Annotated in this window: 14 protein-coding genes; 9 read left to right on the top strand and 5 right to left on the bottom strand. The window is 67.2% G+C overall.

The window, feature by feature from the left end; all coding sequences use genetic code 11:
* Complete coding sequence (carA, locus tag IQ292_RS13275) at window positions 1-1,182, bottom strand: glutamine-hydrolyzing carbamoyl-phosphate synthase small subunit (protein WP_203310798.1); 1,182 nt, start codon at window positions 1,180-1,182, stop codon at window positions 1-3.
* Window positions 1,183-1,328: 146 nt separating this feature from the next.
* Between carA and IQ292_RS13270 the strand changes: the two genes are divergently transcribed.
* Entirely contained in the window at window positions 1,329-1,781 is a 453-nt protein-coding gene (locus IQ292_RS13270) for a GatB/YqeY domain-containing protein (protein WP_203310797.1), read from the top strand.
* Between the two features lie 43 nt (window positions 1,782-1,824).
* On the opposite strand, the gene mmsB is transcribed toward IQ292_RS13270, so the two are convergent.
* From mmsB to IQ292_RS13250, 4 genes are read right to left on the bottom strand one after another with little or no spacing between them, the layout of a single operon-like run.
* Window positions 1,825-2,697 carry a 3-hydroxyisobutyrate dehydrogenase gene (mmsB, locus tag IQ292_RS13265; protein WP_203310796.1) on the bottom strand — a complete coding sequence of 291 codons (873 nt, stop codon included), beginning with the start codon at window positions 2,695-2,697 and terminating at the stop codon, window positions 1,825-1,827.
* A gap of 30 nt (window positions 2,698-2,727) precedes the next feature.
* Window positions 2,728-3,873, bottom strand: a complete 1,146-nt coding sequence (locus IQ292_RS13260; protein WP_203310795.1) for an acyl-CoA dehydrogenase family protein — start codon at window positions 3,871-3,873, stop codon at window positions 2,728-2,730.
* Window positions 3,870-4,376: a hypothetical protein gene (locus IQ292_RS13255; RefSeq protein WP_238941089.1), complete on the bottom strand. Its 507-nt coding sequence runs from the start codon at window positions 4,374-4,376 to the stop codon at window positions 3,870-3,872. The genes IQ292_RS13260 and IQ292_RS13255 overlap by 4 nt, the downstream gene beginning before the upstream one ends.
* Before the next feature lies 1 nt (window position 4,377).
* On the bottom strand, window positions 4,378-5,910 hold the full coding sequence (locus IQ292_RS13250; protein WP_203310794.1) for a CoA-acylating methylmalonate-semialdehyde dehydrogenase: 1,533 nt from the start codon (window positions 5,908-5,910) through the stop codon (window positions 4,378-4,380).
* Window positions 5,911-5,998: 88 nt separating this feature from the next.
* Here IQ292_RS13250 and IQ292_RS13245 point away from each other — a divergent pair, with 88 nt between their 5' ends.
* The 8 genes from IQ292_RS13245 to IQ292_RS13210 all read left to right on the top strand — a co-directional run bounded on the left by IQ292_RS13245 (window position 5,999) and on the right by IQ292_RS13210 (window position 17,662).
* Window positions 5,999-6,889 carry a LysR family transcriptional regulator gene (locus tag IQ292_RS13245; RefSeq protein WP_203310793.1) on the top strand — a complete coding sequence of 297 codons (891 nt, stop codon included), beginning with the start codon at window positions 5,999-6,001 and terminating at the stop codon, window positions 6,887-6,889.
* Between the two features lie 287 nt (window positions 6,890-7,176).
* Window positions 7,177-10,380, top strand: coding sequence for an autotransporter outer membrane beta-barrel domain-containing protein (locus IQ292_RS13240; protein ID WP_203310792.1), 3,204 nt, complete (start codon window positions 7,177-7,179; stop codon window positions 10,378-10,380).
* 52 nt (window positions 10,381-10,432) lie between these two features.
* Entirely contained in the window at window positions 10,433-10,981 is a 549-nt protein-coding gene (locus IQ292_RS13235) for an Lrp/AsnC family transcriptional regulator (RefSeq protein ID WP_203310791.1), read from the top strand.
* A gap of 386 nt (window positions 10,982-11,367) precedes the next feature.
* Window positions 11,368-13,248 (top strand): DNA primase, encoded by a 1,881-nt coding sequence (gene dnaG, locus IQ292_RS13230; protein ID WP_203310790.1) that lies wholly within the window; start codon window positions 11,368-11,370, stop codon window positions 13,246-13,248.
* A complete protein-coding gene (gene rpoD, locus IQ292_RS13225) occupies window positions 13,248-15,278 on the top strand; it encodes an RNA polymerase sigma factor RpoD (RefSeq protein ID WP_203310789.1) in 2,031 nt (676 codons plus the stop codon). The genes dnaG and rpoD overlap by 1 nt, the downstream gene beginning before the upstream one ends.
* Window positions 15,279-15,481: 203 nt before the next feature.
* Window positions 15,482-15,793, top strand: a complete 312-nt coding sequence (locus IQ292_RS13220; protein WP_203310788.1) for an iron transporter — start codon at window positions 15,482-15,484, stop codon at window positions 15,791-15,793.
* Window positions 15,794-15,813: 20 nt separating this feature from the next.
* Window positions 15,814-17,337, top strand: a complete 1,524-nt coding sequence (locus IQ292_RS13215) for a PepSY-associated TM helix domain-containing protein (RefSeq protein ID WP_203310787.1) — start codon at window positions 15,814-15,816, stop codon at window positions 17,335-17,337.
* Entirely contained in the window at window positions 17,330-17,662 is a 333-nt protein-coding gene (locus IQ292_RS13210; protein WP_203310786.1) for a hypothetical protein, read from the top strand. Before IQ292_RS13215 ends, IQ292_RS13210 begins: the two co-directional genes overlap by 8 nt.
* Window positions 17,663-17,724 lie beyond the last annotated feature (62 nt).

The following is a 17,724-nucleotide window of genomic DNA, read 5'->3' as shown; positions in this document are numbered from 1 at the left end:
TCAACGCAATGATCCCACGAACCGCTCGAACAGATACAGGCTGTCCTGCGGGCCCGGGCTCGCCTCCGGGTGATACTGGACACTGAACGCCGGGCGATCGGTCAGTTCGATCCCGGCGTTCGACCCGTCGAACAGCGACACGTGCGTCTCGCGTGCGTTTGCCGGCAGCGAGTCCCGCTCGACCGCGAAGCCATGGTTCATGCTGGTGATCTCGACCGCGCCGTCGCTCAAGCGCTTGACCGGATGGTTGGCGCCGCGATGGCCCTGGAACATCTTGGTCGTGCGCGCGCCGACCGCGAGGCCGAGCAGCTGGTGGCCGAGGCAGATGCCGAACAGCGGCTTTCCCGTATCGAGCAGCTGGCGGATCACCGGCACGGCATACTCACCCGTCGCGGCGGGGTCGCCGGGGCCGTTCGACAGGAAGACGCCGTCCGGGTTCTGCGCCATCACGTCGTCGAACGTCGCGGTGGCGGGCAGCACGGTGACCTTCGCCCCCGCCTGGACAAGGTTGCGGAAGATGTTGTGCTTGCTGCCGTAATCGATCGCGACGACGTGCGGGCGCTCGCCCTCGGCGACGCGATCATAGCCGAAGCCGAGCCGCCATAGGCCGCCTTCGCGCGTCTCGCCCCAGGCGTAATGCGTCTCGGTGGACACATCCTTGGCAAGGTCCATGCCCTCCAGCCCCGGCCAGGCGCGCGCCATCTCCAGCAACGCATCGAGGTCGAAGTCGCCGTTCGGGCTGTGCGCGACGACGCCGTTCGGCGCACCGCCAGCACGGATGCGGCGGGTCAGTGCGCGCGTGTCGATGCCCGACAGGCCGATGCGCGCATGCCGCTTCATCCAGCCGTCCAGCCGCTCGACAGCGCGGAAGTTGGACGGTGCGTTCACGTCCTCGCGAACGATCATGCCCAGAGCGTGCGGGGCGTCCGCCTCGATATCGTCGGGATTGGCGCCGACGTTGCCGATATGGGGGAAGGTGAAGGTGATGATCTGCCCCGCGAAGGACGGGTCGGTCATGATCTCCTGATAGCCGGTCATCGCGGTGTGGAAGCACACCTCGCCGACCGCCTGTCCTTCCGCGCCGAAACCGCGACCCCAGGCCACCTCGCCGTTGGCGAGAACCAGAACCCCCGTGGCGCCTTCCGGCTTTTCGGGCATGACGATGGGCTTGGCGTCGGCCATGATGCGGCGGGCACTCCTTATGGGTCGAACAGCAATGTCGCTAAGCCGCGCCCGCTACCCCTCGTATACCCCGCCGTCAACCGGGTGACGTGGCGGCGCGTCTGCGCTACAGTCTCCGCTTTCCCATTCGAACGAGAGCATTTCGCATGATCCGCGACGACATCAAGGCCGCCCAGATCGCCGCCATGAAGGCCGGCGACAAGGACGCACGCGCCGCGATCAGCCTGATTCAGGCCGCGATCAAGAACCGCGACATCGAAGTCCGCACGCAGGGCCCCGTCGCCGACGACGACGCGCTGGTGGTCGAGGTGCTGCAGAAGATGGTCAAGCAGCGCCGCGAATCGATCGCCATGTACGAAAGCGGCGGCCGCCAGGAACTCGCCGACGCCGAGAAGGCGGAGGTCGCGGTGATCGAGCGGTTCCTGCCCGCGCAGATGAGCGAGGACGAGACCAAGGCCGCGATCGAGTCGATCAAGGGGGACCTGGGCGCGACGGGCATGAAGGACATGGGCCGCGTGATGGCCGAGCTGAAGGCGCGCCACGCCGCCAGCCTCGACATGAGCAAGGCGAGCGGCTGGGTAAAGGCGGCGCTGTCCTGACGATCGCAGGCGTCAGGTCGGAGCCCTGCCGCCTCCTGTCGCGTCAGAGGGTGCGGATGATACCGGAGAAGTCGGTGCCGCCCTCGCCCTTCGCGACGAACGCCTCGTAGAGTTCGGCCGCACGGCTGCCCATCGGCGTGGCGGCACCCGCGTCCGCGGCCGCCTCCATCGCCAGGCGCAGGTCCTTGAGCATCAACGCAGCCGCGAACCCGCCCTGATAGTCGCGATCGGCGGGGGTTTCCGGCCCGACGCCGGGCACGGGGCAATAGGTCGTCATCGACCAGCTCTGCCCCGAGCTTACCGACGAGATGTCGTAGAAGGTCCGCAGGTCCAGACCCAGCCGCTCGGCGAGCCGGAATGCCTCGCAGGTCGCGACCATCGTCGCGCCGAGCAGCATGTTGTTGCACATCTTCGCCGCCTGTCCGGCGCCGCTTCCGCCGGCATGGATCACCGTCTTGCCCATGTCCGCCAGGAACGGTTGCGCGCGCGCGAAACCGTCGTCGCTGCCGCCGACCATGAAGGTCAGCGTGCCGGCCGCCGCCGCCGCGATCCCGCCGGACACGGGCGCATCGACCGCGAGGAGACCGTTCGTCGCCGCCTGCTCCGCCAGCCGCCGCGCGGTCGCGACGTCGATCGTCGAACAGTCGATAAGGATCGCCGAGGGCGCGGCCCGGCCGAATACCGCCTCTGCATAGACGCCTTCGACGTGTTTGCCGGCGGGCAGCATGGTGATCACCGCTTCCGCCCCCTCGACCGCCGCGGCGGCGTCATCGGCCGGCAGGCAACCCGCGGCCCTCGCCTTGTCCAGCGCGTCCGCGCTGAGGTCGAAGGCGCGCACGTCGTGCCCCTTCTTCGCCAGGTTCGCGGCCATGCCGCCACCCATGTTGCCCAGACCGATGAACGCGACCCGTGCCATATCTGCCTCTCCTTATCGTTATCGGCGGCGTTACTGCCGCAGCAGGTCGCGCCCGACGATCATCCGCATCACCTGGTTGGTACCCTCCAGGATCGAATGGACGCGCAGGTCGCGCCAGAACCGCTCGATCGGATAATCCTTGAGATAACCGTAGCCGCCATGAAGCTGCAGCGCGCGATCGACGATCGCCGAGCCGCTGTCGGTCGACAGCCGCTTCGCCATCGCGGAGAAGCGCGACTTGTCCGGCGCATTCGCGGTCACCTTTGCCGCGGCGAGGTAGAGCAGCGCACGCGCCGCCTCCAGGTCGGTCGCCATGTCGGCAAGCATGAACTGCGTGTTCTGGAAGTCGGCGACGGGCTGGCCGAACTGCTGCCGTTCCTTGGTATAGCGGATCGCCTCGTCCAGGCAGCGCTGCGCCCCGCCCAGCGAACAGGCGCCGATGTTGAGCCGCCCGCCGTCGAGCCCCGCCATCGCGATGCGGAACCCCTCGCCCTCCGCGCCGACCAGATTGGCGACGGGCACGCGGCAATCCTCGAAGATGACCTGCGCGGTCGGCGAGGCATTCCAGCCGAGCTTCTTCTCGGGCGCGCCGAACGACAGGCCGGGCGTGTCCTTCTCGACGACGATCGCGCTGATCCCGCGGCTTTTCTCCTCTCCCGTCCGCACCATGCAGACGTAGAGGTCGTTGTAGCCCGCGCCGGAGATGAACTGCTTGGTCCCGTTCAGGACGTAATGATCGCCGTCGCGCCGCGCGCTGGTCTTCAGCGCCGCCGCATCCGAGCCGGAGCCGGGCTCGGTCAAGCAATAGCTCCCGATCGTCTCCATCGTGACGAGGCCGGGCAGGTAGCGCGCCTTGACGTCCGCCGAGCCGAAACGGTCGATCATCCAGGCGGCCATATTGTGAATCGAGATGAAGGCGCTGGTCGCCGGACAGCCGTAGGCCATCGCCTCCATCACCAGCGCCGCCTCCAGCCGCCCGAGCGCGATCCCGCCCGATTCCTCGCTGACGTAGATCGCGCCGAAGCCGAGCTCCCCCGCCGCCTTCCACACGTCGACGGGATAATGGTGCTTCTCGTCCCACTCCGCCGCGACCGGCGTGATGCGGTCGGCGGTGAAGCGGCGCGCGAGTTCCTGGATTTCGCGCTGGTCGTCGGTGAGGTCGAACTGGTTCGTCATGCCGGGCACTTCTGGTAACGGGTGGCGCCGACGCGGTCGGCGGGGGCGGTGACATCGCGGACGAGGACGCGACCGTCGTCCTTGAGCGTCAGGATCGTGGGCTCGGACCAGCTCATCCCCTCGCCGCTCATCGGCAGGTCGAACAGGATGCGGTCCGCGCCCTCGCGGCGAATCCGCGTCGCGGTGCCGCGCGATTCGTAGAAGGAGAGCCGGTCGCCCGCAATCGTCAGCAGCCCCTTGGCGTCGGCGCGCTTGGGGTCGCAGTCGTTCGCAACCATGCCCCACCGCCCCTGGAAGGCGGCGGGGATCGCCTTGAGCGCGACCGGCGACGGCAGTGTGACGGGCAGCAGCGCGTTGTCGGGATCTTCGGTCAGCTTCGCCGGTGGTTCCGCCTGGGCGGTCGCGGCTTGCTGGCTGTTGTTGCCCGCCCCGCCCCCGCCTCCGCAGGCGGCGACCGGCAGGGCGAGCATGAGGGCGAGGCAGAGCGTCGGAGCGCGCATCATCCTACCCCATGGTCGGAATGACGAAGGCGTCCTGGATGCGGCTCGGGCCGCCATCCTCGCTACCCGGCGACAGGGCGGAGCCGTCGGGCCAGCGTTGCGTCACCGTCTTGACCTTGGTCCAGAAGCGCACGCCCTCGGTGCCGTGCTGGTTGACGTCGCCGAACGCGCTCCGCTTCCAGCCGCCGAAGGTGTGATAGGCGACCGGCACCGGGATCGGCACGTTGATGCCGACCATCCCGACATTGACCCGCGCCGCAAATTCGCGCGCGGCATGGCCGTTGCGGGTGAAGATCGCGACGCCGTTGCCGTACTGGTGCTCGCTCGGCAGGCGCAGCGCGGTCTCGAAGTCGGGCGCACGCACGATCTGGAGCACGGGACCGAATATCTCCTCCTGGTACGAGCGCATCTGCGGCGTCACGCGGTCGAGCAGCGTCGGCCCCACGAAGAAGCCGTCCTCATGGCCCTGGAGCGTGAAGCCGCGCCCGTCGACCACCAGCTCCGCGCCCTCGTCGACCGCGGTGCCGATCCAGTTTTCGACGCGCGTCTTGTGCGCGGCATTGACCACCGGTCCGTAATGCGCCTCCGCGTCGGTCGACACGCCGACCCGCAGCGCGCGGATCGCCGGCACCAGCTTGTCGCGCAAGGCGTCCGCGGTCCGCTCGCCGACGGGAACGACGACCGGCAGCGCCATGCACCGCTCCCCCGCCGAGCCGAAGGCCGCGCCCGCCAGATCGGCGACGACCTGGTCGAGGTCGGCGTCCGGCATGACGATGCCGTGGTTCTTGGCGCCGCCCATCGCCTGGACGCGCTTGCCCGCCTCGACGCCGCGGCGATAGACGTAATGCGCGATGTCGGAGGAACCGACGAAGCTGACCGCGCTGATCGCGGGATGGTCGAGGATCGCGTCGACCATCTCCTTGTCGCCATGGACGACCTGCAGGATCCCCTCGGGCGCGCCCGCCTCCAGCATCAGTTCGGCAAGGCGGACCGGCACCGACGGATCGCGCTCGCTGGGCTTGAGGATGAACGCATTGCCGCACGCGATGGCGACGCCGAACATCCACATCGGGATCATCGCCGGGAAGTTGAACGGCGTGATGCCCGCGCCGATACCCAGCGGCTGGCGCATCGAATAGACGTCGATCCCCGGCCCCGCGCCCTGCGTATATTCGCCCTTGAGCACGTGCGGGATGCCGCAGGCGAATTCGATCACCTCCAGCCCGCGCTGGATGTCGCCCTTGGCGTCGGCGATCACCTTGCCATGCTCGGACGAGAGAAGATGCGCGAGGCTGTCCATCTCGCGCTCGACCAGCTCCTTGAAGCGGAACATGACGCGCGCGCGCCGCTGCGGGTTGGTCGCGGCCCAGCCCGGCTGCGCGGCCTGCGCGGCGGCGATCGCCCGGTCCAGGTCCGCCTGGCCACCCAGCGACACGCGCGCCTGGACCTGGCCGGTGTTGGGATCGAAAACGTCGCCGGCGCGGGCAGCGGAACCGCCGCCGGCATGCCCGACGATGAGATGGTCGATCTGACGCATGACTCTCTCCTTTTGCGCCAAGCTGCCGCGAAACGCACCCCGCGACAACCGCTGGACGCGCAGCCCTGGCCTGCAATAGTGCAGCCAGATGAACTGGGACGACCTGCGCATTCTCCTTGCCGTCTCGCGCCACGGCCTGATCGCGCGCGCGGCGAGCGAACTTGGGACGGACCCGACGACGGTGAGCCGCCGGCTGCAGCGGCTGGAAAAGGCCTGCGGCCAGACGCTGCTGGAACGCCATCGCAGCGGCCCCAGGCTCACCGCGGCGGGCCGGCGGCTCGCCGACAGCGCGGCCGCGATGGAAGCGGCGTCGCTGGGCGGCGGCGCGGCGGACCCGCATGCAGGCCGCTCCGTCGTCCGCGTCAGCACGGCCGAGGGATTCGGCACGTGGTTCGTCGCCGAGCATCTCGCCTCGTTCCTCGAGGCGCATCCGTCCGTCCATGTCGAACTGGTCGCGTCGAGCGGCTTTCTCAGCCCCTCGCGGCGCGAGACCGACATCGCCATCCTGCTTGCCAAGCCGCGCCGGGGCCCGCTGATGATCCGGAAGCTCAGCCCTTATGTGCTGCGCCTCTACGCCAGCCGCGACTTCCTCGACCGCGCCGGCCCGGTGACGCAGGTGGTGGACCTGCGCGCCCACCCGTTGGTCGGCTATGTCCCGAACATCCTCTATGCCCCGGAACTCGACTATCTCGACGAGATCGGCGCGGGCCTGAGCGCATCGGTGACGTCAAGCAGCATCAATGCCCAGCATCGCCTGGTCGCAGCCGGCGCGGGGATCGGCGTGCTGCCGTGCTTCATCGGCGACATGGATGCGAGGCTCGTCGCCGTCCTGCCTGACCGCGCGATCGAGCGCGCCTTCTGGCTTTCCGTCCACCGCGACGTCCGCGAGCGCCCGCAGGTCCGGCAATTCCTCGACTGGCTCGCCGAGGTCGTCGCGCGGCACAAGGGGCTGCTGCTCGGCTACGCCTCGCGACGATAGGCGGCCGCCGGCCGGCACGCGGCATGGTGCGCGCGCGATGGTGGCGCGGGTCGATCTGCTTCCAGAGTATACGATCTGCGGCAACGAGTTTCCGCCATCGGCGCGGTTTGAGCAAACCCCTGCTCATTCCGTCATCGCAACGACCAAGAATTGAGAAAAACATTTCCTCTCCGCGATCCTAATGTTCGGCGTCACGCAACGGGGGATTCGGCAGCAGGTGAATACACCCGCGCCGAATATCGGTGTCGTGCGATATATTGGGGGATTAAATGAAGAGATCGAAGTCTTTGCGGCGTCTTCTCGTGACGTCCGCCGCAGCCGTGTCGACCTGCGCACTCACCGGTCCGGCCTTTGGCCAGGCGGCATACGAGTCGTGGTGGTACAAGGACGGCACACTGTATCAGACCGGTCAAGAAACCGGATGGGAGGGCGACTTCCTCGAACTCTTCTTCGCCGAGGCGGCAAAGCGCGGCATCACGATCAATCGTGTCGTGCTGCGCGACAATCCCGGCGGCTTCGCCGTCGGTGGCCTGCAGATGGCCGATTTTTTCTTCAAGCACAACACGACCGTGGTGATCGACGGCGGCTGCTATTCGGCATGCGGCTTCGCGCTGATCGGTTCTCCCACTCGCGGCATCGCCGATGCGTCGCAGCGGCCGACCATCTACGACGGGTTCGGCCCCGCGACCATCATCGGCTTTCACGGCGGTTCGGCGGCAGGGCAAGTCCTTTCCTCCGAATGGCAGGACGCGTTGCTGGACTATCTGTCGGAGCCGCTGGCCAGGCTGCCGCAGTCGCTGCGCGACCGTATCGTATACGCCGTCCACCATATGAAGGATTCGCAGGCGTTCCTGCGCTATCAGGATCCCGCGGGGAATCTGGAGGGCAATCCCGTCACATCCTACTGCGATACCGGCGCCGGCTGGCACAGCGGCACCCTGTCCGGATGCATCACCTACAACGGCGTCGACATGCGCAACGACGGGCTGATCAACATGCCCGGCTATCAGACGATGGATGATATCCTGAAGGTCACCACCAAGGTGAAGGGCGATCTGAACCCCTATTTCAACGCCGGGACCATGGACGACTTCTTCAAGGGGCAATACGGACAGATCACCATCGATACCGGCGGCCAGTGGGATCTGGATACCCGCAGCGGCGCCTGGACCGTCTGGGTCAAGCGCGGCGTTCTGAACATCCAGAAGGGCGGCTATCTTCACAACGGACAGATCGTCGCCGACCGGGGCACCATCAACCTGGATGGCGGCACCATCACCACCAACAACGAGGAAAAGCTTTACGCGAACTTCGACCCGGGCCTTCTGGGGCCTCTGTTCGTCCTCAAGAATCTCGCAACGCTCTCCGGTTCGGGACGAATCGCCGGCTACAGCATCCTCGCGGGAACGATCCTTCCGACCGCTCTCGAATTTCACCTGCCTTCGAGCGATGTTGAATCCCCCATTCAGGCCGATATCAGCGGCCTGCCCCGTTACAGGACCGAATTGCGCCCCACGTCGCAGACGATCTTCCAGGTCGCTCCGACGACGACGAAGGCGGCCCTCACCAACTATCAGGAGCGTGTCTGGCTCAATTTCGAGGCGCGACTGAAGGATGGAGGCGATCCGACTAACCTTGGAGACTACATCAACGTCCTTCGTTCGTACAACGTCGTGGCGCCGATCGGCATCTTTGACGGCGCAACGGTCGGTGCCAATTTTGCCCGTGGCTTCTACCGACCGGGCCAGGTCATCCCTCTGATGCAGGGCGTGGTCGACTCGCGCGACAAGCCAATGCCACAGGTCTGCATCGATGCCGTCAAGGTCGGCTATCCACCATGCTTAATGGAGGGGGCCGGAACGACCATCCCATCCTACGGCTTACCTTATGTCATTCCAAGTTTCTTTTTCGGCCGCTTCGGCAACTTCCTCCGCGATGGAGAGAAGGTCGCTCTTGATCCGACCAAGCTCTCGCAGGTCGTGACCGCGAAGAAGGGCAGCATGCTCGGCTTCGATCTCGTCTATACACCGATGGATGCCGTCAAGGGCTTCACGCCATCGCTGCAATACGTCGACATCGACGACGGCTTCTCGTCGCTGTCGCTGGTGGCGCGGCCGGCGTTCGAGGATACGTCGGTGTTCGCCAATGCGGCGTCGGGCGACGGGCTGGGCAAGGCACTGCGCACCGCCTCCTATCTGTCGACGCCCGGCAATGCGGAGCTGCTCGGCGCGCTGCAATTCTCCACCTTCGACCAGGCACGCGCCGCCTCGGGCGACCTGCGCGGCGACGGCCATGCGACGCAGGTGCTCGCCGACCGCGCGATCCTCGACAGCGTCGCGCAGGTGCAGGACAGCCGCATCGCCGACCTGCGCGGCGGCCGCTTCGACACGCCCACGGTCGCGGGCGAGGTCAGCGCGACCGCGCTCTCGCGCATCCCCGGCACCACCGATGCCGCCATCGGCGCGCTCGTCGATGCCATTCCCGACACGCCCGCCGCGCTGGCCGGCGCCGGCGACGTCAATCTGGCACAGGCCGTCGACACGGCGCCCGCTCAGACCGCGCCCACCCAGACCGCGGACAGCGCGTCGGACACCGCGTCCGCCCCGACCGATGCCGCGGCCGGCGAAGCCACCGCGTCCGGCGCGCGCACCGGCCGCAGCTGGGCGCGCGTGCTCGCGGGCCGGACCAAGGTCGGCGCCGGCGGCGGCGTGCGTGCGCTGCGCTCCGACTATGTCGGCGTCGTCATGGGCTATGACGTCACGCCCAACGACGGCGACGTCTCCCTCGGCGGGTCGCTGTCCTACGTCACCGCCGATTCGGCCGCGGGCGGCTATGCCTATCGCGACCATCTGAAGGGCTATGGCGCCAGCGTCTTCGGCGTCGTGCGCCACAAGCTGGGCTCGGTCGCGCTGCAGGGCTCGGTGACGCGCATCGACCATGCCAGCAACCGCCTGGTCAGCGGCATCGACGGCATCGCGGGCGTCAACCGCGGCACGCTGTCGCGTACCGCCGTCTCCGCGCAGCTCGACAACGTGCTGAGTGCAAAGGGCAAGAAGGGGCTGACGATCGACGCCTACATCCCCGTCGTCACCTATCGCTCGCTGTCGGGCGGCAGCACCGTGGAAAGCGGCTCGCCCGCCGCCCTGGCGGTGGCCGGCACCACCTTCCAGTCGGTCCAGGTCGGCGCCGGCGGCGGCATCGCCTATCGCATGCCGCTCAAGGGCCAGGGTTCGATCACGCCCTTCGCCCGCGTGTCCTACAGCCACGAACTGGGCGACACCAACGCCGCGCTGTCCGGCGCCTTCGCGACCCAGGCCGACGTGCCCTTCGCGATCCGCTCGCAGACGCTCGGCCGCGACGCTGCGCGCATCGCCGCCGGCGTCACCACCGCCGCCTCCGACCAGCTGAAGATCACGCTCACCTACCAGGGCGCCTTCCGCGACAACCTGCGCGACCATGCCGGCCTGATCGGTATTGCCGCGCGGTTCTGATCGGTCCACAACCGACTCATCGGGAGCAATGACACGACGCAGGGGTAGAACCATGGTCCGGCACCACAAACTCTCCACTCCGGACCCCGTTCTGCCCCTCGCCGTCCCCCCGCAGCGATCAACGCGGGACGACGAGGTGCGGCGCCTCGACCGGCTCGAGGTGGCGATCCTGAAACAGCTTCAGAAGGATTGCGAGATCAGTCTGGCGGATCTCGCGGAACGGGTCGGCTCGACCCCGACGCCCTGCTGGCGACGCATCGACCGTATGACGCGTGAAGGCATCATCCGCCGGAAGGTCGCGCTGCTCGACCCGGCCAAGCTCGGCCTGAGCGTCCAGGTCTATGTGATGATCAAGATCGACGCCGACGGCCGCCTCAACCTGGACGAAGTCTCGGAGCAGCTGTGCCGGATGGACGAGGTCGTCGAATGCCACATGCTGATGGGCTCGTTCGATTTCCTCCTTCGCGTGATGGTCGTGGATATGGAGGAATACCTCCAATTCCTGCGCGATAAGCTCAACAAAGTGCCCTATCTGTCGGAGGTCAGCAGCATCGTCTCGCTCAAGCAGGTGAAGAGCGTGACGGAAGTGCCGCTGATGTGATCGCGTGGTTGGCGGAAGGTTCGTTCAGCTATACCGTGCGTCGGACGGGCCGGATGCCGCTCGTCCCGGCCAGGCAGTCTCGCGATGCGGCCGATCGCTCCTCCAGCGGGTATGCTCCGCTTCCTACGCGACCGCGCGCGCGGTCGAGGCGCCCGTCCGATGGATACGGTTCCGCTCGACCGAATCGCCGCATTCTGACAAATGCATGCGATGGTTCCATTCGCGTATCCCGGGAGGCATGGCAAAGTCGGCATGCGTGCGTCCTCTCGGGACCGCCGGCGCGCCCGCGAGCGCCGCGGCCCGGTGAGGCGCGAAACGCGGCAGCGCGCGCCGATGATCGGCACGGCGGACCGGGCACCGGCAGCGCGCATCGTCACGGGTGCGGCATGAGCCTTTCGCCCGCCTTCCTCGACGAGCTGCGCGCGCGCACCTCGCTGTCGGCGCTGGTCGGCAAGACGGTCAAGCTCCACAAGGCCGGGCGCGAGCACAAGGGATGCTGCCCGTTCCATAACGAGAAGACGCCGAGCTTCTACGTCAACGACGACAAGGGCTTCTACCACTGCTTCGGCTGTTCGGCGCATGGCGACGCGATCCGCTGGATGACCGACCAACGCGGCCTGCCGTTCATCGATGCGGTCAAGGAACTGGCGCAAGCGGCCGGCATGGAGATGCCGGCACAGGATCGACGCGCCGCGCAGAAGGCGGAGAAGGCCAAGGGTCTTCACGAGGCGATGGGCGATGCCGCCAGCTGGTTCAGCGAGCAGCTGAACGGCATGGAGGGGGCGGACGCGCGCGCCGTGCTGGCGAAGCGCGGCGTGTCCGCGCAGACCGCACGCGCGTTCGGCATGGGCTATGCTCCCGACAGCCGCGGCAAGCTGAAGGCGGCGCTCAAGGAATATGGCGATCCGGCGCTGATCGACTGCGGGTTGCTGATCCAGGTCGAGGGCAAGGAGCCCTATGACCGGTTCCGCGGCCGGCTGATGATCCCGATCCGCGACGCGCGCGGCAGGACGATCGCCTTCGGCGGTCGGGTGATCGGCGATGGTGAACCCAAATACCTGAATTCGCCGGACACACCGCTGTTCGACAAGGGGCGCACGCTCTACAATATCGATCGCGCCGCGCCGGCCGCACGCAAGGCGAACCGCGTGCTCGTCGTCGAAGGCTATATGGACGTGATCGCGCTCGCCCAGGCGGGTATCGCGGAGGCTGTCGCGCCGCTGGGCACCGCCTTGACGGAGCACCAGCTGGAACGGCTGTGGCGGATGGTCGACGTGCCGATCCTATGCTTCGACGGCGATGCCGCGGGGCAAAAGGCAGCGCTGCGCGCCGCCGGCCGCGCGCTGCCCCTGCTCGCCCCGGGGCGCAGCCTGCGCTTCGTGACGCTGCCGCAGGGCCAGGACCCCGATGATCTGGTCAAGGCCGGTGGCGCGGGCGCGATGGAGGCGTTGCTGGCGGAGACCCAGCCGCTGGTCGATCGGCTGTGGCAAAGCGAACTTGCCGCCGAACCGCTCGACACGCCCGAACAGCGCGCGGGGCTGAAACAGCGGCTGCACGATCTCGCTGCGACGATCGCGCATCAGGGCGTCCGCATCGAGTATGAGAGCGAGTTCAAGCGCCGCTTCTACGAGCATTTCAAGCCGCAGCCGCGCGCGTACGTCCCCTTCGATCAGCGGCCACGCGGCAGGCGCGACGCCAAGGGCAATTGGAAACAGCCTGCGGCCCCGGTCACCGACGATGCCAAGGCGATCCGCGCCGTCGGCCTCGACCGCGTGCTCGCGAAGGCGGTGCTCGCCGGTCTGATCCGCCACCCGGTGGAGATCGCACGGCATATGGAGGTGCTGGGCAGCCTCCGCATGGCGGACGGCGCCCTTGGCCGATTGTTCGAAGCGGTCGTCGACGTCGCGCTCGAGGACAGGGCGCTTGATAGCGCAGCCTTGCGTACCATATTGGCGAACAGCGGTTTCGATTCAGTCGCGAGCGACCTGCTGAGAGCCGATACGATGCCCTATTCGTTTACGCGCAATGGCGGTGATCCGGTGCGTGCCCGGGCCGATCTGGACGAGGCGATCGCGATCCTGGTCGCTCAGCCGGAAGTGGAACAGGCGCTGGGAGAAGCGACGGCGGCGATGCAGCGGCATTTCACCGACGATGCGTTCGAACGGCAGGTGGCATTGGTGAAAGAGAAACAGGCGTTGGAGCTTCGACTTGCAAATCTGGTGCAGTCGAACGAAGACGCCCGAGCATTTGGGTCCGAGGACAATTGATGGCGAAGGCGAACATGGCGGCGGACGCGACCGATACGGCTGATACGGGCGACGCGCCGCTGATCGACCTGAACGATGCGTCGGTCAAGAAGCTGATCGCGCGCGCGAAGAAGCGCGGGTACATTACCTACGACCAGCTGAACGAGGCGATCCCGCAGGGCGAGATGTCGAGCGACCAGCTCGAGGACATCATGTCGGCGCTCAACGAGATGGGCGTCAACATCGTCGAGAATGAAGAGCAGGGCGAGGACGGGGAATCCGAGGAGGATTCCAACGACGGCGACGAGGCGACCGAGGTCGATTCCGACGGCGCCGGCGGTCCTGCACCGGAAACGAAGAAGAAAGAGACGGTCGATCGCACCGACGATCCTGTTCGCATGTACCTGCGCGAGATGGGTGCGGTCGAGCTGCTGTCGCGCGAAGGCGAGATCGCAATCGCCAAGCGTATCGAGGCTGGTCGCGACACGATGATCCTCGGCCTGTGCGAATCGCCAATCACCTTCAACGCGATCATCGACTGGTCGACCGCGCTCAACGAGGGCACGATGCAGTTGCGCGAGATCCTCGATCTCGACGCGATGCTGTCCAAGGGGCCATCGGCCGAGCAGGTCGAGGGTGCCGAGGACGATAGCGGCGAGATCAGCGAGAGCGCCGCAGGCCCCTCCTTCAAGGAAGAGGAAGAGCCCGAGGAGGTTTCTGCCGACGAGGACGAGGAAGGCGGCGAGCGCCGTCCCCGCGCCACCGAGGACGAGGACGAGGACAATACCCTCAGCCTCGCGCAGATGGAGGAGACGCTCAAGCCGCAGGCGCTCGAGAAGTTCGCCAATATCACGGCGATCTACAAGAAATTCGCCAAGGTGCAGCAGAGCCGTCTCGATGCCATGGCGGCGGGTGCCGAACTGTCGGCGGCCGACGAGCGCAAGTACCAGAAGCTGCGCGAGGATCTGACGGCGGAGGTCGAAAGCGTCCAGTTCCATCAGGCGAAGATCGAGTATCTCGTCGACCAGCTCTATGCCTACAACCGACGCCTGACCGCGCTCGGCGGGCAGATGCTGCGCCTCGCGGAGCGGCACAAGGTCAGCCGTAAGGACTTCCTCGACCGCTATATGGGACAGGAACTGGACGAGAACTGGCTCGACACGGTTCGCGGCCTCGACAAGAAGTGGGGCAATTTCGCAGCGAACGAGGCGGATGCCGTCGATCGCATTCGCACCGAGATCAGCGATATCGCCCAGCAGACCGGCATGGCGCTGAGCGAGTTCCGCCGCATCGTCAACATGGTCCAGAAGGCGGAGCGCGAGGCGCGGATCGCCAAGAAGGAGATGGTCGAGGCGAACCTCCGGCTCGTCATCTCGATCGCCAAGAAATACACGAACCGCGGCCTGCAGTTCCTCGACCTGATCCAGGAGGGCAACATCGGCCTGATGAAGGCGGTCGATAAGTTCGAGTATCGCCGCGGTTACAAGTTCTCGACCTACGCGACCTGGTGGATCCGCCAGGCGATCACCCGCTCGATCGCCGATCAGGCGCGGACGATCCGCATCCCGGTCCATATGATCGAGACGATTAACAAGCTGGTCCGCACCAGCCGCCAGTTCCTGCACGAGCAGGGCCGCGAGCCCACGCCCGAGGAGATGGCGGAGCGCCTGAGCATGCCGCTCGAGAAGGTGCGCAAGGTGATGAAGATCGCGAAGGAGCCGATCTCCCTCGAAACGCCAATCGGCGACGAGGAGGATTCGCACCTCGGCGACTTCATCGAGGACAAGAATGCGGTCATTCCCGTCGACGCGGCGATCCAGGCGAACCTCAAGGAAACGGTCACCCGCGTCCTCGCCTCGCTGACCCCGCGCGAGGAGCGCGTGCTGCGCATGCGCTTCGGTATCGGCATGAACACCGACCACACGTTGGAGGAAGTGGGCCAGCAGTTCTCGGTCACCCGCGAACGTATCCGGCAGATCGAGGCGAAAGCCCTGCGCAAGCTCAAGCACCCGAGCCGCAGCCGCAAGATGCGCTCGTTCCTGGATCAGTAACGCCCTCCGTCCGGCTTTCGGTCGGATGAGCTACGAACAGCGCCCGCCCGGTTGATGGACCTGGCGGGCGTTCGTTTGTCCGGACCTACGACAGGATGCGCGCACTGGCACTGAGGCCGTCACAAAGGCACTTTCGCTATTGCAAGTTATTCGCATTCTTCGTTAGACGGCTTGTGTTCGCCGCAAGGAATGCTCCCTTCCCCATGATCGTCGATCGCCAGCATCCACCTCGACGCCCGCTGGGCGCAGCGTGGCTTGCGATCTCGGCACGCGCGTTCACTGCCCTTGTCGGAGGCTATTTGGCGGCGGCAGCGCTCGCGACCCTGCTCGCACGGCTGCTGCCGGGGACGAGGGCGGAGGCGACATTGTGGGCACTGCTGCTCAGCCCCCTGCTGTACGTCATTGCAGGCCTCTGGGCTTTTCACGAGCCGAGGCTGACCCGGGTCGTTGCGATCATATGGGGCGGCACGCTCCTCGCCGATGGCGCGCTTGCACTGCTTGGCATGCGGTCGTGACCATGTCGCTGCGTCGAACAATGGCATGGATTCACGGCTGGCTGGGCCTGCTGGCAGGGTGGCTGCTGTTCGCCATGTTCCTGACGGGCACCGCCAGCTATTTCAGGCCGGAGATCACGCGCTGGATGCAGCCGGAACTGGCTATGCGCCCCGTCTCGGCCCCACACGCAGCAGCGGCCGCAGTGTCCTACCTTCAGCGCGTCGGTTTCGACGATCCCTTATGGTACGTCTACCTTCCCGATCCGCGGACCAACGTCACCCGCGTGTTCGCGCTTCCCGCGTCGAAGCCGGGTGCGCCCCGCCACGATCAGGACCTGGTGCTCGATCCAGCGACAGGACAGCCGGTCCGTGCGCGGGAGACACTGGGCGGCGAGCATTTCTACCGCTTCCATTTCCAGCTCCAGCTTCCCTATCCGCTGGGCCGATGGGTCGCCGGGACGTGCGCGATGTTCATGCTGGGCGCGATCGTGTCGGGCGTCATCACCCACAAAAGGATCTTCGCCGACCTGTTCACGCTACGCTGGAACAAGGGGCAGCGCAGCTGGCTGGATGCGCATAACGTCTCTGCCGTTCTCGCCCTGCCCTATCATGCGATGATCACCTACACCGGCCTGCTGACGCTGATCGCCATGTACATGCCCTCGCCGATCGCCACCAATTACGCGAGGCCGGCCGATTTCGATCGGGAGGTATATGGTACGCCAGCCGAGATCGCGCCGACGGGTCGCCGTGCACCGCTGGTTGCCATCGCGCCGCTTGCCGACAATGCGGCGCGGCGCTGGAAAGCACCGCCGGCGACGATGATCGTGCAGCATCCCAATGACGCGGCGGCGCGGGTCACCTTCATCCGATCGACGCTCGGCACCCTCGACGCCGGCGCGGCGACGCTGACCTATTCCGGCGCGACCGGGCAGCTGCTCGGCCGAACCGGCGGCGGGGCGGGCGCCGCGGCATCGACGGCTGGCACGATGCTGGGCCTCCATGTCGCGCACTTCGCCGGACAGGACCTGCGCTGGGCCTTGTTCTGTCTGGGACTGGCCGGGACGGCGATGGTCGGCACGGGGCTGCTGCTCTGGACGGCGGCGCGGCGGCGGGCGGGCGCGGTGCCCTTTCCGGGCCTGTGGCTGGTCGAGCGGCTCAATATCGCGACGATCGTCGGCACGCCGATCGGCATGGCGGCCTATCTGCTGGCCAACCGCCTGATCCCCGCCGGGGCACCGGGACGCGCCGACATGGAGGTGCAGGCGATGTTCTGGTCTTGGGGCGTGATCGCGGTCGCCCTTTGCGCACGCCCGGTCCGACGCGCCTGGACCGAGGGGTTGGCCTGCGCAGCCGCCGCCTTTGCCGCAGTCCCGCTGGCCAACGCGCTCACCACCCATCACGGCCTGCCCGGATCGCTGATCGAGGGGGATTTGGTCTTCGCCGGCTTCGACGCGGCGATGATCGCGGTGGCGTCGCTGTTCGCGCTGGCGAGCTGGCGCTCGCTGTCGACGGGGAAGCCCCTCCCCTCGAAGCGTGTGCGACAGGGAGCGGACCGTGCTTGAGACCGCGGTCATCACGGCCTGTGCCTGGCTGTTGCTGGCGGGAGCGTCCTTTCGGCATCGGCATGCGATGGGCGAACCGGGGCGGCGGGCGATCCTGCTTCTCCGCCTCGGCGGCTGGACGATCCTGGCAGCGGCGCTGATGCGAAGCGGCACCGACATCGGCGGCGAGCGCATCGTGCGGATGCTCGCGGCGGCGTCGCTGTCCGGAGGGGCGGTAGTGCTGGCGCTGTCGGTGCGGCCGGCGGTGGTGCTGGCGCCCATACGCCTGCTGCTGGGCCTGTCGCGCCGCAACGAGGCGACCAGCGTCGCCGCCGCCTCGCGCTGACACGAAAAGGGCGCGGGAGGCATCCCCCCGCGCCCTCTCGCTACCCTGCCGGAAGGACCGGC

It is taken from the genome of Sphingomonas beigongshangi (assembly GCF_016820445.1).
GTDB lineage: Bacteria > Pseudomonadota > Alphaproteobacteria > Sphingomonadales > Sphingomonadaceae > Sphingomonas > Sphingomonas beigongshangi.
Note: the sequence above shows the minus strand (reverse complement) of the source record. Positions and strands in the feature narration are given on the sequence as shown.

Excerpts from the sequence above, each read along its gene's own strand:
- IQ292_RS13255 (WP_238941089.1), bottom strand. The coding sequence starts at position 4,376 with ATGATGCGCGCTCCGACGCTCTGCCTCGCCCTCATGCTCGCCCTGCCG.
- IQ292_RS13215 (WP_203310787.1), top strand. The coding sequence starts at position 15,814 with ATGGCATGGATTCACGGCTGGCTGGGCCTGCTGGCAGGGTGGCTGCTG.
- IQ292_RS13245 (WP_203310793.1), top strand. The coding sequence starts at position 5,999 with ATGAACTGGGACGACCTGCGCATTCTCCTTGCCGTCTCGCGCCACGGC.
- IQ292_RS13235 (WP_203310791.1), top strand. The coding sequence starts at position 10,433 with ATGGTCCGGCACCACAAACTCTCCACTCCGGACCCCGTTCTGCCCCTC.
- IQ292_RS13250 (WP_203310794.1), bottom strand. The coding sequence starts at position 5,910 with ATGCGTCAGATCGACCATCTCATCGTCGGGCATGCCGGCGGCGGTTCC.
- rpoD (WP_203310789.1), top strand. The coding sequence starts at position 13,248 with ATGGCGAAGGCGAACATGGCGGCGGACGCGACCGATACGGCTGATACG.
- dnaG (WP_203310790.1), top strand. The coding sequence starts at position 11,368 with ATGAGCCTTTCGCCCGCCTTCCTCGACGAGCTGCGCGCGCGCACCTCG.
- IQ292_RS13270 (WP_203310797.1), top strand. The coding sequence starts at position 1,329 with ATGATCCGCGACGACATCAAGGCCGCCCAGATCGCCGCCATGAAGGCC.
- carA (WP_203310798.1), bottom strand. The coding sequence starts at position 1,182 with ATGGCCGACGCCAAGCCCATCGTCATGCCCGAAAAGCCGGAAGGCGCC.
- mmsB (WP_203310796.1), bottom strand. The coding sequence starts at position 2,697 with ATGGCACGGGTCGCGTTCATCGGTCTGGGCAACATGGGTGGCGGCATG.
- IQ292_RS13260 (WP_203310795.1), bottom strand. The coding sequence starts at position 3,873 with ATGACGAACCAGTTCGACCTCACCGACGACCAGCGCGAAATCCAGGAA.
- IQ292_RS13220 (WP_203310788.1), top strand. The coding sequence starts at position 15,482 with ATGATCGTCGATCGCCAGCATCCACCTCGACGCCCGCTGGGCGCAGCG.